Below are 14,029 nucleotides of genomic sequence, written 5' to 3'. Positions count from 1 at the left end.
CCGTTCGTGTCTGACTACCTTCGTGATCTCTTCTCCCTGGCCGGCCGGCGAGCCCTGGTGACAGGCGGAAGTTCCGGCATCGGTTACGCCATGGCCGAAGCGATCGGCCGGGCCGGCGCCGAGGTCGTGATCGTGGCTCGCCGGGAGGCCGAGCTCGACAAGGCCGTACAGCGGCTGGAGCAGCACGGCGTGACGGCCTCCCGCATCAGCGCCGACCTCGGTGACCGCGCCGCCGTGGAACGGGTCTGCGCCACCGCCGGCCGGATCGACATCCTGGTCAACGACGCCGCCAACAACATCCGCAAGCCCATGGCCGAGCTCACCGACGACGACTACGAGCAGACCATCGCCGTCAACCTGACCGCCCCCTACCTGTTCGGCCAGCACTTCGGCCCGCGCATGGCCGAACGCGGGTGGGGACGGATCATCAACGTGGGCTCCCAGCAGACCGTCAGCGCGTTCGGCAACAGCGGTGCGTATGGCGCGGCCAAAGCAGGCATCGCCGGACTCACCCGGTCACAGGCCGAAGCCTGGTCACCCCAGGGCGTATGCGTCAACACGATCATCCCCGGCTTTGTGCTGACGCCACTGACCGAGCCGGCCCAGGCCATCCCCGGCCGGGTCGAGGCGCTCGCGGCCCGGCACATGGTCGGCCGTAACGGCGTGCCGGCCGACTTCGCCGGTGCCGCGGTGTTTCTGGCCGGTGACGCCTCCGCGTTTGTCACCGGACAGATGCTGTTCGTCGATGGTGGTTTTTTCGTGCATTGAGCCAGCCGAGCGCCTTTACTATGTAGATTACTTACGGCGGATGTGCCGGACCTCCGCGCCCTCGTGCCAGGTGTCGATGACCAGCTCGTCCCCCTCGACCCGGGTCCACACCACTTCGGACAGCTCGATCCTGAACAGGTGTGAATCGGTGCCGGGCAGGCCCGCCTCGGCCAGCACCTTCGGATCGGTGATCTCGACCGCCCGCCCGGCCAGCTTCACGTCGCCGGCCCATGACGACGGATCGGCCTCATCGGGGTCGGGTGAGGTGACGTGGATCGCCATGCGCGGATCCCGCCGCAGGTCGAGCGCCTTGACGGCGCCGGGCATGGACCCCATCCACAGCTCACCGCCGTCAAAACGCGACTCGGTGCCGCTCACCCGCGGCGAGCCGTCTTTACGGAGCGTGGCCAGCACCTTGTGCTTGTGCCGCTCCATCACCTCCCGGGCGACCGCCGCCAGCCCGGGAGCCTGGAGCTCGAACTCTTTCCACGACGTCATGCGAGCATCATGAACGACGGCACCGACAAAACGACGATCCCTCCAGCAGCTCCTCGACCGTCCGTACGCCGCGTTCCAGCACCGCGGTGCAGATGTCCGCACCACCGATCGTGTCGGGGTAGTGCGGGCACTCGTGCTTCAGGCGCAGGATCGTCAGGCGCTGGCCATCGGTCGCCGCACGCAGCCGCAGCGCGTCGGGGACGTGCGGCCGCTCGACGACGTGCAGCCAGAACGTCATGTCGACCTTCCAGACGTCGTTCGCCTCGGCTTGCAGGACCCGGGCGTGTTCGGCCAGCGACATGGACTGAACGTAACTCACGCGGACAGGGCCGCCACCGCGCCGTGGAGGCCCTGTCCGGAGCTCGATCGATCAGGTGCAATGTTCGAAGATGCTGTCGTAGGTGGAGGAGCCTGCCTTACCGCCCCACTTCACACACTTGTCCGCCGCCGAGGCCCGTACCGGCCCGGCGTAGTAGGAGAAGTTGCCTGAATCGGTGACCCTGCTGCTTCCCTGCACCTCCAGGTAGGCGGTCGTCGCCGTGGCGGTGCCCAGGGAGGTGCTCTTCAGCGTGGTGACGCAGTTGTAGCCGGTGGAGCTGTTGTAGAGCAGGTAGACCTTGCCCGCGGTGCCGAGGGCCGCCGAGTCGATCACGCTGTAGCCGTCGCCGCACACTTCCTGCGGGGTGTACGGGTTGGTGGTGTTGCCGCAGTTCTTGGAGGTCAGCGTCTGGATGGGGTAGCCGTAGGTCGTCCCGTTGAAGACGGCCTTCTGGATGTTGGACGGATAGTCGCTGCCGAGCCGTACCTCGTAGTGGAGGTGGGGGGAGATGTTGTTGCCGGGCTTGCTGGTGTTGCCGACGGTGCCGATCTTCTGTCCCTGGGCGACGGTGTCGCCCACGCTGACCGAGCGGACGTTCAGGTGCGCGTAGTAGGTCGCCCAGCCGCCACCGTGGTCGATCTTGACGAGGTTGCCGTAGCCGTTGGTGGAGCCCTGGTGGGAGGAGATCACGACCGTGCCCGCCGCGGCGGCCACCACGGGGTCGCCGAGGTCGGCGTCGGCCGTGCTGCCCCTGTTGAAGTCGATCTCCCACGACACGTGGGCGCTGCTCGCGCTGGAGTTGCCGGTCCAGGACTGCCCGCAGGGGAAGGGCAGCTGGAAGTTGGTGGCCATGACGCTCACGTCCGCCGTCACCTGGTTGGGCGGGTCGCCGCCCTCGTCGCCCGGGTCGGCGGCGGCGACGCTGAAGAACAGGGCTAAGGCCGCGACCGCGACTGCTCCGAATTTCACTGGGACCCCTTCTGCACCGAATGTGTCTTGTTAGGGCCCAGATTGGGAATGATCCGTACAAAAAACGTACAGAAGGCTGCCATGGTGTCCTTCCAGGTGTTCGGCCCGCTGGAGGCGCTGGCCGGAGGGCGGCCCGTGCGCATCTCCGGCAGGAAGCCGCGCATGCTGCTGGCCTCGCTGCTTCTCGACGCCAACCACCTCGTCAGCGCGGATCTGCTGGCCGAAGTGCTGTGGGAACGCCCGCCCCGCTCGGCGCAGGCGAACCTCCGCACCTACGCCAGTTCCCTGCGCTCGTCTCTCGGCGCGCGCATCCGCGCCGAGGGCGCCGGCTACCTGATCGAGGTCGCCCTCCAGGACCTCGATCTGCTGCGGTTCGAGCATCTGGTGGCGCGCCGCGACCCCGGCTCGCTGGCCGCCGCGCTCGCGCTGTGGCGTGGCGCGCCGCTGGCCGACCTGCCGGAGCATCCGCTGTGGACGCGCAGGCTCGCCCTCCTTCACGAGGTACGGCTGGCCGCCGCCCGCGAGCTGATCGCCGCCCGCCTCGAACAGGGAGCGTACGGCGAGGCCGTCGCCCTGCTGCGCCCCCTGTGCGCGGAGCATCCCTTCCGCGAGGACCTGTGGGGGCAGCTCATGCTCGCCCTGCACTGGAGCGGCCGGCAGGCCGAGGCGCTGGCCTGCTACACCACGATCAGGCGGCAACTGGTCACCGAACTGGGCGTGGAGCCGGGAGCGGGGCTGCGCGAGGCGCAGGCCAAGGTGCTGGACGGCGGCCCGCCGCCCGTCGTGGTCACGGGCGCGGTCGGGGTGACCGAGGCGGTCGTGCCCGTCCCCAGGCAGCTTCCCCCTGACGTGCCCGACTTCGTGGGCCGCGTCAACGAGTCGGTGGCGCTCGCGGGCCCGTTCTCCCTCGCGGTGATCTCGGGTCCGCCGGGCTCGGGCAAGAGCGCGCTGGCCGTGCACAACGCCTACGCCCTCACCGACAGGTTCCCCGCCGGGCAGCTGTTCCTCAGCCTGGCCGCCAACGACCCGGCCGATCTGCTCGCCCAGGCGCTCAGGGCGATGGGCGCGACCTCGATCCCCTCCTCCCCCGCCGAACGCTCGGCTCTGTACCGCTCGATCCTGGCCGAGCGCCCGATGCTCGTGGTGCTCGACGACGCCATGGACGCCGCGCAGGTACGGCCCCTGCTTCCGGGCCGCGGGCCGGCGGTGATCGTGACCAGCAGGACGAAGCTCACCTCGCTGCCCGGCGCGCTCCAGATCCATCTGAAGCCGCTGTCGACGTACGAGGCCGAGGACCTGCTGCGCGGGATCGTCGGCGAGGCCAGGACGGCACAGGAGCCGGAGGCGGCCGCGGCGATCGTGCGGGCGTGCGGGTTCGTGCCGCTGGCCGTACGGATCGCGGGGGCCCGGCTGGCGGCGCGGCCCGGCTGGCCGCTGGCGGCGTTCCAGAATCGGCTCATGGACGAGCACCGCAGGATCGGGGAGCTGCGCGTCGGCGACCTCGACGTGCGTACGGGCCTCGACCACAGCTACCGGGGCCTGCCGGGCGAGGCCGCCCGCGCCCTGCACACCCTCGGCCGGCTGAGCGGCGCGCCGATGCCCGGCTGGGTGGTCGACGCCGTGCTCGACAGGCACCGCGCGGACGATGTCACCGACGCCCTGCTGGACGCCGACCTGTTACGGCTGGTCGGCACCGACCGGCTCGGCCAGCCGCGCTACCAGCTGCCCGACCTGGTCCGCTGTCACGCGCTCGAACAGGAACCCGATCCCGCCGCGCTCGCCAGGGTGGTCGCCGGATGGACCGCGACGACCGAGCTGGCCACCGCCAAACTGCCCACCACGGTGTTCACCCTCAGCTCGGCCGCCGCGGAACGCTGGCTGCTGCCGCGCGGCACCCTCGACCGGCTCACCGCCGACCCGGTGGCCTGGTTCGAGGTCGAACACGGGGCGCTGGAGGACGCCGTGAGCCTGGCCGCGGCGACCGGCATGGCCGAGCAGGCGTGGGGATTGGCCGCCGCGATGGTCCCCTACCTCGACCTTCGCTGCCAATTGGCCACCTGGCAGCGCACCCACCGCACCGCGCTGGCGGCCGCCAGGGCCGCGGGCGACACGTACGGGGAGGCCGCCATGCTGCGCGGCCTGGCGCAGGTCTGCCTCTACCAGGACCGCTACGCCGAGTCGGAGGAGATGTTCGCCCGCGCCCGCACGGCCTTCCGCGAGTTCGGCGACACCAGGGCGGAGGCCACCTCCATCTGCGGGCTCGGCGCCGTCGCGCAGTTCCGCGGCCGGCACCCCGTCGCGCTGTCGCATTTCCGGCGCGCCCTGGCGATGTTCGGCTCGACGGGCGATCTCAGCGGCGAGGCGTTCACCCGGCAGGCCATCGGCAGGGTCTGGCTGAAGTCCGGCGACCCCGTCCAGGCGGGGCGCTGGCTGGGGCAGGCGCTGCGGCTGGCCCAGGAGCTCGGCGACGTCCACCGCGAGGGCTGCGTGTCCATCCAGCTCGGCGGCCACCATGTCGAGCACGCGCTGGAGATCTTCGAAAGCCTGGGCGACCCGCACTGCGGCGCCTACGCTCTGCAGCGGCTGGCTGGGCTCCAGGCCGCGCGCGGCGATCTCGTCCCCGCCTCCACGGGCCTGGAACGCTCGCGGGCGGTCTTCAAGCAGCTCGGCGACCGCAGCGGGCAGGCGTCCTCGGCCGAACTCCTCGGCGAGTTGCACCGCTCGGCGGGCCGGGCCGAACTGGCCCGCGACTACCTGAGCGAGGCCGTGGCGCTCAGAGGTTCCCTCGCCGCGGAAGCCGTCTGACTCCTCGATTCAGAGGCGGTCGACGTCGACGACCGCCGCGGCGAAGGCCTGCGGCGCTTCCTGTGGCACGTTGTGCCCGATTCCGCGCAGAGTCCGATGCGCGTACTTGCCGGAGAACTTACCGCGATAAACCGCGCCGTCCCCAGCGGGCGTGAAGGGATCCGACTCACCGTCAAGGGTGATCGTGGGTACGGCGATGACGGGCCCTTCGGCAAGCCGCTTTTCGAGCCGGTCGTATCGTGGATCGCCCTTGGCCAGGCTCAGCCGCCAGCGGTAATTACCGATGACGATGCGGACATAGTCCGGATTTTCGAAGGCCGCCGCGGTGCGGTCGAAGGTGGCATCGTCGAAATTCCACGTCGGGGAGTTGAACGTCCAGATGAGCTTCGCCAGATCGTGCCGGTTCTCCTCAAGGCCGAGCCGGCCCCGCTCCGTGGCGAAGTAATACTGATACCACCATGCCCACTCGGCCTTCGGCGGCAGCGGCTTGCTGTTGCTCTCCCGGTTGGTGATCAGGTAGCCGGTCACGGAGACCAGGGCCTTGCAGCGTTCCGGCCAGAGCGCCGCGATGATGTCGGCCGTCCGCGATCCCCAGTCGAAACCGGCGAGGATCGCCTTCTTCATCTTGAGGGCGTCCAGCAGAGCGATGACATCGAGCGCGATCACCGCCTGCTGGGCATTTCTGAACGTCTTGTCCGAGAGAAAACGCGTGGTGCCATGACCGCGCAGATACGGGACGATCACCCGGTAACCCTCGGCCGCCAGCAAAGGCGCGACGTCGACATAGCTGTGAATGTCATAAGGCCAGCCGTGCAGCAGGACGACCGCGGGCCCGTCGGCGGGACCCGCTTCGGCGTAGCCGACATTCAGGACGCCGGCGTTGATCTGCCTGAGCGGACCGAAGGAGGTGTTCCTTGCCGCCGAGGCGAGGCTGGGGAGGTTCCCGAGCAGGGCCGCGGCCGCTCCCGCGCCCACCATCTTGCCGAAAGCTCGTCTGTTGATCATCTGAGCCCTTCCTCAGGGCGCCGCTGCCGCGGAATTTCCAGCGTACGCCTGTGACCAGGGACGATGCCATGACCTACGCCGTGTGGTGGGGGAACCCGATCCGCAGGACGACCGCGGCGACGGCGGCGGCGACGACCAGCACCGCCGCCAGCACCAGCGCCTGGTGGTACCCATGGCGGAGCAGCGGGGTGACGACGAGTGGTCCGAGGATCTGGCCGATGGAGTATCCAGCGGTCAACAGGGCGACCGAGCGGGGAAAGCGCAGGTGGGCGCCGGTGGCCAAGGCGATGGTGGCGACACCGAGGAACGTCGCGCCGAACAGGAACGCCGAGATCAAGGCGGCCGCCACGCCGCCGACCAGCGCGGGCAGGGCGATGCCGACCGCCTGGATGACCAGCGCGGCGCAGAGCAGGTCGGGGCGAGACCAGCGCCGCGCCAGCCAGGCCCAGAGCGCGGAGGACGGCACGGCCGCCAGACCGGCCAGCACCCAGGCGCCGCTGCCGAGCCGGCCGGGAGAGCTCTGCTCGATCGCGGCGACCAGGAAGGTGCCTGCGACGATGTAGCCGACACCTTCCAGGGTGTAGCTGACGAGCAGCGCGGTGAACCAGCGGTGCGTACGCGCTCTCGGCTGCGGGGCCGCGCCAGCGGTGGGGGCGAGCGCGGACTCGGTACGCAGATTCCACGAGGCGACGGTGAAGACCGCGGCGAGCCCGGCCGAGGCCCACCAGGCCACCTGCCAGGCATCGACGGAGCGCAGGAAGAGGACGATCACCCCGGACACGGCGATGCCGGCGCCGATCCCGCCGAACGCCCAGCCGGTCAGGTGGGCGGGATGTTCGCGCAGATGGCTCAGGAGCGAGCTGACGGCGATGACGAAGATCAGGGCGCTGGTCAGCCCGGCCAGCAGCCGCAGCACGGCCCACACGGTGGTGTCGTGGGTGGCGGACATTCCGGCGAGGGTGCCGATCAGCACGATCAGGGAGCCGCGCAGGACGGCCGGTGAGCGGACCAGCGCGGGGACCAGGATGCCCGCGAGCGCGCCCGCGAGGTAGCCGACGTAGTTGGCGGTGGCCAGGCTCGCGCCGGCACTGGCCGACAGCCCCGCCTGGGCGTGCATCAGGGGAAGGATCGGGGTGTAGACGAACCGGCCGACCCCCATGCTCGCCGCCAGCGCCGCGGCGGCCTGGGCGACATGGGCCCAGGTCGAAGGGCTACCTGATCGGGCGGGTCCGGCAGGTCGAGCGGGAGAGTGTCGCAGGGCTCCCACGCTCATGCGGTCCGGCCCGGGTCGTTGGGGTGGGACTCCAAGGGGGTGACCACCAGCGTCATCCATGACCGCAACGGCAGCGTGCCGAGCACTTTCTCGTGCAGCTCGGCCTCGTCGGCGGCGCGCCACAGGCCGATGCTGCGCAGCTCGCCGACCGGGCGCCACAGCCGGCCCAGGTTCCCGGTGGCGGCCAGCTCCTTGGCGCGGACGGCCTCGGCGGCGCGGCGCCGGTCGACCTCGGCCGGGTCGGTGCCCTCGGGGACATGGGTGGTGATCTCGACCAGGAACTCCTTCATAGCCTTTCCTTTCATGGCGGTACGCACGTCCCACAATGTGCCCTCCACCAGGGACGACGCCACGACCAGCTCCCTCCCTGCTGATAGGCGCGGCCTCCCACCGCACGTAACATGGCCGGCGTGGAACTGCGCCAGCTGCGTTACTTCCTCGCGGTCGCCGAGGAACTGAACTTCGGCCGGGCCGCCGAGCGGTTGCTGATCGCCGGCCCCTCGCTGTCCCAGCAGATCAAGGCGCTCGAACGTGACCTCGGGGTGCGCCTGTTCGACCGCGACCGCCGCTCGGTGGCCCTGACTCCGGCCGGCGCCGCCCTGCTCCCGTACACCCGCGCCCTGCTGGAAGGCGCCAAGGACCTCCGAAGGCGCGCGGCCGAGATGTCCGGCTCCGAACCGGTCCGGCTCGGCTACGTCAGCTGGCTCCCCGCGGACCTGACCGCCCGCACCTCCGCGGTGGCCCAGCTGCACGTCGACGCGTGGATCGCGCCCTCCCACACCCAGGCCGCCCGCGTCGGCGACGGCAGCCTGGACCTCGCGGTGTGCTGGGTGAGCACGCAGGACCTGGAGCGGCACGGCCTCAGCGCCCGGCTCATCGGCGCCGACCGGCTGCACGCGGTCTCCACCGGCGACGACACCGGCGCGGTCCGCCCCCGGGACACCGCCGTCCTCCTCGACAAGGACACCACGTCCTGGTCGTCGTGGAACCTGTACGCCGAACACCTGGCCCATGACACCGGCGCCCGCGCGGTACACATCTCCGACGGCGGCATCACCGGCCCCGCCTTCTTCGACCACGTTCGCCGCAGCCGCCGCCCGATCGTCAACTCCCCCAAGGGCCAGACGGCTCCGCTACCGCCCGACCTGGTCCGGCGCCCGCTGACCGCACCGGAGGTCTGGTGGACCTGGTCCCTGGTCTGGCGCCGCGGCGAAGTCCGCGCCGCCGTCCTGGCCGCCGTCGACGCCCTCACCGACGGGGTCGGCGACCACGGGATCCACGCCCCGGACGCCTGGCTGCCCGAGGGTGACCCGTACAGGTAACAGGTCGCGATCATCACCGGGTCAACGCGTGAGCACCCATCGGCCACGGCGTCGGCCCCTTTACAAAGTAGATCTCCCGCCGCCGGTCGGCCCGGACGGCGGGAGCACGCGGGTCGGCCTACTTCTTGCGGGACCTCTCGAGCGTGACGTCCAGGCGCGCGGCATTCCTGTACAGACCGGCGTCGATCGGGATGGCCTCGTTGACCACCTCGGCGTAGGCGCCGGAGCGCACACCGTCGGGATGGGCCGCCACGATGGTCTTCCCCGGCGCGTACCACCTGGCCTCGCGGATCGCCGCGGCCAGGTCGGAGTCGGAGCTGACCACCAGCGCCGCCTCGCACCCGCCGGTGCACAGGTCACCGACCAGCTGGGCCGCCAGCCGCACGTCGACCTGCTTCTCCTTGAAGCTGCCGGTCTTGTCGTCGTACTTGGCCTGCCCCATGAACGGCTGGAACTGCTGGCCGTAGACGCTGATGGTGTCCTGCTCGAACTTCCGCTGATCCACCCCGGCCTGGCCGCTCAGCGCGGTGGTGAAGTACTTCACCTTGGTGAGCGTGCCGTTGTACTTCTTCAGCACCTGGTCGCACATCCTGACGACGTCCACGCGCCAGTACTCCGGGCCCGCCGTCTCGCAGATCCCGTAGTACAGGTTGGCCGCGTCGATGTAGGCGATCCACCTGCTGTGCTCGTTCAGGACAGTGGCGGCCGCTCCGTATCCGGTAGCCATGATCGTGTCCCCCTCGTTGCGATGAATGAGATGTACGGCACGCCGGCCTGCCCAAGACCCCCGGGGGCGCGGCCGGCTCAACCGCAGACGCATCACAAACGTTCGCGATAGCAAAGCGCTGGACGCCTGATTGCCGCCCAGCAGAACACGAATCCGGTCCCGATTACCGCCGCATTACAGCGAGGCCGAGTCTCACTCCCGGTCCAGCTCGTGCGACAGCTGCTCCAGCTCCGCTCCCCCCGCCATCAACCCGGTCAGTTCCTCCCGGGTGATGTCCCCTTTGCCGTACTCGCCCAGGCTCGTCCCCCGGTTGAGCAGCAGGAACCGATCCCCCACCGGATAGGCATGGTGCGGATTGTGCGTGATGAACACCACGCCGAGGCCCCGGTCGCGGGCCCTGGCGATGTACCGCAGGACGACGCCTGCCTGCTTGACGCCCAGCGCCGAGGTGGGCTCGTCGAGGATGAGCACCCGGGCGCCGAAGTGGACGGCCCTGGCGATCGCCACCGACTGCCGCTCGCCGCCGGACAGCGTGCCGACGGGCTGGTCGACGTCGCGGATGTCGATGCCCATGGCCCGCAGTTCCTCGCGGGCCACCCGGCGGGCGGTGGCCACGTCGAAGGCCAGGCCCTTGCGGGGTTCGGAGCCGAGGAAGAAGTTCCGCCAGACCGACATCAGGGGGATCATCGCCAGGTCCTGGTAGACGGTGGCGATGCCGCGATCCAGTGCCTCTCGCGGGCTGCCGAAGCGCACCTCGGAGCCGTCGACGAGGAATGATCCGGTGTCATGCTGGTGCACACCGGCGAGGATCTTGATGAGCGTCGACTTGCCGGCGCCGTTGTCACCCAGGACGCAGGTGACCTGACCCGCCTCGACGCTCATCGACACCTCGCGCAGCGCCAGCACCGAGCCGAAGGTCTTGCCGATGTCGCGCGTCTGGATGATCAATGCTTCACCTCCTCGGCGTACCGCCGGACCAGGCGGTTGGCCAGTGTGGCCAGCAGGAGCATCGCGCCGAGGAAGAACTTGAACCAGTCGGCGTCCCAGCCCAGGAAGACGATGCCCTTGTCGGCCATGCCGAAGATCACCGCGCCGATGGCCGCGCCGATCGCCGAACCGTACCCGCCCGTGAGCAGGCACCCGCCGATCACGGCGGCGATGATGTAGATGAACTCCTGCCCGATGCCGATGTTGGCCTGCACGGAGGTGTACCGCAGGGCCAGGATCGAGCCGACCAGCCAGGCGGCGACCGCGGTCGTCATGAACAGCGCGATCTTGGTACGGGCGGCGGGCACCCCGACCGCGCGGGCGGCCTGCTCGTTGCCGCCGACCGCGAAGATCCAGTTGCCCGCCCTGGACCGCATCAGCACCCAGGTCGCCGCGGCCGTGATGAGCACCCACCACAGGATCGCCACGCGGAAGGAGGTGCCGCCGATCTCGATGGTGCCCGCGAAGATCGTCCGGGCGATCTCGTAGCCCTGGGCCCTGCGCAGGCCGCTGACCTGCACGGTGCCGGTCAGCGCCTTGGTGACGCCCAGGTTGATGCCCTGCAGCATGAGGAACGTGCCCAGCGTCACGATGAAGCTGGGCAGCCGGGTCCTGGTGACGATCATCCCGTTGGCGAATCCGATGACCAGCGCGACGACCAGCCCGACGAGCATGGCCGTCCACACGTCGAAGCCGTAGCGGGTGGCCAGCGTGACCAGGATGAGCCCGGTCGTGCCGGTCAGCACGCCGGCCGACAGGTCGAACTCGCCGCCGATCATCAGCAGCGCGATCGCGACGGCCATGATGCCGAGTGTCGCGGCCGGGTCGAGCCAGTTCGCGATGCCGGCAGGTGACCGGAACACCGGCGACTGGGCGGCGAAGAACACGAACACCGCGATCAGGCCGACGACCGCGCCCAGTTCCGGGCGGATCAGCAGCCGGCGTGCCAGGCCGACCCTGCCGATCCGCTCGTCGGAGGAGACGGTGGGGGCGACGGTCATCGGGTGCCGGCTTCGGCCAGCTTGGCCACCTGCTCGGCGTTGTCCTTGGCCACGAAGCCGGGGCCGGTGTTGACCGGCAGGCCGCCGCCGACGGTGTTGAGGTTGTTCTTGTACAGGTAGAGGAAGACGATCGGCAGGTAGCCCTGCAGATACTGCTGCTGGTCAACGGCGAACAGGATGTCCCCGTCCTTGATCGCGCTCACCACGTCGCCCGACAGGTCGAACGTGCCCAGCTTGGTCTGCGTCCCGGCGTCCTTGATGGCGTCGCGGGCGGCGACGGCGACCGCCGGGTTGAGCGTGAGCACGCCGTTGAGCTGCTTGTCGGACTGGAGCTTGGCGGTGACCTTGGAGGTCACGTCCGCCAGGTTGCTCACATCGACCTGCAGCCGCTCGACCGTGCCGCCGAGCGTGGCCTCAGCGCCCTTGCACCGCTGGTCGAGGCCGACGTTGCCGGCCTCGTGGATGACGCACAGCAGCTTGGTGACACCGGCGGCCTTGAGCTGCTCGCCCGCGCCGCGCCCGGCCACCTCCTCGGACTGGCCGACATGGGTGATGGCGCCGAACGCCTTGGAGGAGTCACCGCCGGAGTTGATCGTCACGACGGGGATCTTGGCGGCGACGGCCTTGCCGATGGACTCCTTGAGCGCGTCGGGGTTGGCCATGGACACCACCAGGCCGTCGACCTTCTCCGACACCGCCTGGTCGATGAGCTGCGACTGCTTGGCCGGGTCGCCGTCGCCCTGGTAGGTGACCTTCGCGGCGTACTGCTTGCCGGCGGCCTCGGCGCCGTTCTTGACCACGTCCCAGAAGGAGTCTCCGGGTCCGGCGTGGGTGATGACGGCGAAGGTGCCGCCACTCGCCGCGGCGGGCGCGGATCCGGCGGCGGGGGCACTGCTCTGCGCGGCGGGTTGCTGCGCCGAGGAGCAGCCGCTCAACGTCAGAGCGCCCAGCAACGCCACCACGATCGGGATTCGTCTCATCCGACACCTCCAAGACCAACGGGCTCGCCCTGGTTCTACCCCAATGTCATCTCTTTGTATAGACATGCGGACTAATGGCCCGATCATCTTTTCGCCGTGATATCAAGAAGTAAGATCAGGGCACACCGGCCCACCGGCCCTGGCTGTCGCCGCCGATAGGGGCTTTGACCAGCTATGATTCTACGCCGATCGTCCCGATCAAGGTCGCTGTTCGCAGAGAGTAGAACGGAATTATCCGTTCCCGTATGCTGGACGCATGACCTCTGCACCGATGAGCGGCCGCAAGGCACAGGCCGCCCGAAACGACGAGTTGATCCTTCAGGCGGCACGGGCGGTGTTCACCGCCGATCCCGGGGCCCCGATCGCCTCCGTGGCCGAGCGGGCGGGCGTCGGGATCAGCGCCCTCTACCGGCGCTATCCCGGCAAGGAGACGCTGTTGCAGAAGCTCTGCTTCGACGGGCTGACGTTGTACATCGCCGCCGCCGAGAAGGCAATGGCCGACCCGGGCGACCCCTGGGACGCCTTCGCCACCTACATGCGGGAGATCGTCGACGCCGACACCCACTCGCTGACGATCGCGCTGGCCGGGACGTTCCAGCCGACGGAGGAACTCTTCCAGGCCGCCACGCGGGCCAGTGACCTGGCCATCCAGGTGCACGGCAAGGCCTCCGCGGCGGGGGTGCTCCGGCCGGACATCACGGTGTCCGACGTGGCGCTGCTGTTCGAGCAGCTCGCCTCGGTCAAGCTGGGCGACCACGGGCGCACCGAGCAGCTCAGGCACCGCTACCTGGCGCTGGTGCTGGACTCGCTGCGGCTGCCGCCGGACAAGCGGCCGCTGCCCGGCCCGCCGCCGGAGGACACCGAGCTGCGGGCCCGCTGGGCGCCCGGTTCGGCCTAGTCCTCCCCCGCCTTCCACTTGAACAGGTACGACATCACGAAGCCGAGCAGCCCGGTGACCCCGGCCGCCACGGTCATCGCCATACCGAGGCTCGACACGGCGCCGGAGACCAGCCCCGGGTCACCGGCGACCAGACCGGCGGCCTGGGCCAGCACCACCGCGACGCCGAGGGCCAGGAACACGACCAGCCCGATCTTGAAAAGGGTCATCGTCGCGCGCTTGAGGGTGTCCACTGCGAGGGTCCTTTCGATCAGATCGGCAGTACGCCGGTCGCCACCAGCACGCCGAGGGCCAGGACCGGGACGACGAACCAGATGATGAGCCGGGCGAAGATCCTGGCCGGGTCGATGCCGGCGATGCCGCTGGCGATGTAGATCGGGGCCGCGCCCGGGGGCGAGGCGCCCTCGGTGGAGGCGAAGATCATGATGGCGGTGGCCGCGGCCGCCGGCGCGACTCCGGCCGCCGTCCGCGCGCTTG

General features: G+C 70.0%; 15 protein-coding genes and 1 pseudogene. 4 read left to right on the top strand and 12 right to left on the bottom strand.

Annotated elements, in window-relative coordinates:
- Window positions 1-6 precede the first annotated feature (6 nt).
- Window positions 7-768: an SDR family NAD(P)-dependent oxidoreductase gene (locus KME78_RS10765; protein ID WP_219528683.1), complete on the top strand. Its 762-nt coding sequence runs from the start codon at window positions 7-9 to the stop codon at window positions 766-768.
- Between the two features lie 27 nt (window positions 769-795).
- Here the strand turns inward: KME78_RS10765 and KME78_RS10760 are convergent, their stop codons facing one another.
- The 3 genes from KME78_RS10760 to KME78_RS10750 all read right to left on the bottom strand — a co-directional run bounded on the left by KME78_RS10760 (window position 796) and on the right by KME78_RS10750 (window position 2,554).
- A complete protein-coding gene (locus tag KME78_RS10760; protein WP_219528682.1) occupies window positions 796-1,266 on the bottom strand; it encodes a pyridoxamine 5'-phosphate oxidase family protein in 471 nt (156 codons plus the stop codon).
- A gap of 7 nt (window positions 1,267-1,273) precedes the next feature.
- Window positions 1,274-1,567, bottom strand: coding sequence for a hypothetical protein (locus KME78_RS10755; protein ID WP_219528681.1), 294 nt, complete (start codon window positions 1,565-1,567; stop codon window positions 1,274-1,276).
- Window positions 1,568-1,636: 69 nt separating this feature from the next.
- Window positions 1,637-2,554 (bottom strand): M23 family metallopeptidase, encoded by a 918-nt coding sequence (locus KME78_RS10750; RefSeq protein WP_308126891.1) that lies wholly within the window; start codon window positions 2,552-2,554, stop codon window positions 1,637-1,639.
- A gap of 81 nt (window positions 2,555-2,635) precedes the next feature.
- On the opposite strand from KME78_RS10750, the gene KME78_RS10745 reads away from it, so the two are divergent.
- The gene (locus tag KME78_RS10745; RefSeq protein WP_219528680.1) at window positions 2,636-5,359 is read left to right on the top strand and encodes an AfsR/SARP family transcriptional regulator; all 2,724 of its coding nucleotides are present in this window, start codon (window positions 2,636-2,638) and stop codon (window positions 5,357-5,359) included.
- A gap of 9 nt (window positions 5,360-5,368) precedes the next feature.
- Here the strand turns inward: KME78_RS10745 and KME78_RS10740 are convergent, their stop codons facing one another.
- The 3 genes from KME78_RS10740 to KME78_RS10730 all read right to left on the bottom strand — a co-directional run bounded on the left by KME78_RS10740 (window position 5,369) and on the right by KME78_RS10730 (window position 7,927).
- Window positions 5,369-6,364 (bottom strand): alpha/beta fold hydrolase, encoded by a 996-nt coding sequence (locus KME78_RS10740; protein WP_219528679.1) that lies wholly within the window; start codon window positions 6,362-6,364, stop codon window positions 5,369-5,371.
- 73 nt (window positions 6,365-6,437) lie between these two features.
- Window positions 6,438-7,631: a YbfB/YjiJ family MFS transporter gene (locus tag KME78_RS10735; RefSeq protein WP_308126890.1), complete on the bottom strand. Its 1,194-nt coding sequence runs from the start codon at window positions 7,629-7,631 to the stop codon at window positions 6,438-6,440.
- Between the two features lie 2 nt (window positions 7,632-7,633).
- Window positions 7,634-7,927: a muconolactone Delta-isomerase family protein gene (locus KME78_RS10730; RefSeq protein WP_219528677.1), complete on the bottom strand. Its 294-nt coding sequence runs from the start codon at window positions 7,925-7,927 to the stop codon at window positions 7,634-7,636.
- A 120-nt stretch (window positions 7,928-8,047) separates the two neighbouring features.
- On the opposite strand from KME78_RS10730, the gene KME78_RS66040 reads away from it, so the two are divergent.
- Complete coding sequence (locus KME78_RS66040; protein WP_219528676.1) at window positions 8,048-8,959, top strand: LysR family transcriptional regulator; 912 nt, start codon at window positions 8,048-8,050, stop codon at window positions 8,957-8,959.
- Between the two features lie 118 nt (window positions 8,960-9,077).
- Here the strand turns inward: KME78_RS66040 and KME78_RS10720 are convergent, their stop codons facing one another.
- The 4 genes from KME78_RS10720 to KME78_RS10705 form a co-directional block, all read right to left on the bottom strand.
- Window positions 9,078-9,686, bottom strand: coding sequence for an NYN domain-containing protein (locus tag KME78_RS10720; protein WP_219528675.1), 609 nt, complete (start codon window positions 9,684-9,686; stop codon window positions 9,078-9,080).
- A gap of 192 nt (window positions 9,687-9,878) precedes the next feature.
- Window positions 9,879-10,634, bottom strand: coding sequence for an ATP-binding cassette domain-containing protein (locus KME78_RS10715; RefSeq protein ID WP_219528674.1), 756 nt, complete (start codon window positions 10,632-10,634; stop codon window positions 9,879-9,881).
- Window positions 10,631-11,674: an ABC transporter permease gene (locus tag KME78_RS10710; RefSeq protein WP_219528673.1), complete on the bottom strand. Its 1,044-nt coding sequence runs from the start codon at window positions 11,672-11,674 to the stop codon at window positions 10,631-10,633. Before KME78_RS10710 ends, KME78_RS10715 begins: the two co-directional genes overlap by 4 nt.
- Entirely contained in the window at window positions 11,671-12,654 is a 984-nt protein-coding gene (locus KME78_RS10705; protein WP_219528672.1) for a sugar ABC transporter substrate-binding protein, read from the bottom strand. The genes KME78_RS10710 and KME78_RS10705 overlap by 4 nt, the downstream gene beginning before the upstream one ends.
- A gap of 256 nt (window positions 12,655-12,910) precedes the next feature.
- Between KME78_RS10705 and KME78_RS10700 the strand changes: the two genes are divergently transcribed.
- On the top strand, window positions 12,911-13,552 hold the full coding sequence (locus KME78_RS10700; protein WP_246650908.1) for a TetR/AcrR family transcriptional regulator: 642 nt from the start codon (window positions 12,911-12,913) through the stop codon (window positions 13,550-13,552).
- Here KME78_RS10700 and KME78_RS10695 read toward each other — a convergent pair.
- Window positions 13,549-13,785 (bottom strand): hypothetical protein, encoded by a 237-nt coding sequence (locus KME78_RS10695; RefSeq protein WP_219528671.1) that lies wholly within the window; start codon window positions 13,783-13,785, stop codon window positions 13,549-13,551. The two genes, KME78_RS10700 and KME78_RS10695, sit on opposite strands and share 4 nt — an antisense overlap.
- 17 nt (window positions 13,786-13,802) lie before the next feature.
- Window positions 13,803-14,029 (bottom strand): annotated as a pseudogene (locus KME78_RS10690) (TRAP transporter large permease subunit); the annotation flags it as partial.

It is taken from the genome of Nonomuraea guangzhouensis (assembly GCF_019396345.1).
Lineage (GTDB): Bacteria > Actinomycetota > Actinomycetes > Streptosporangiales > Streptosporangiaceae > Nonomuraea > Nonomuraea guangzhouensis.
This window is presented reverse-complemented; position numbering and strand designations above follow the sequence as displayed.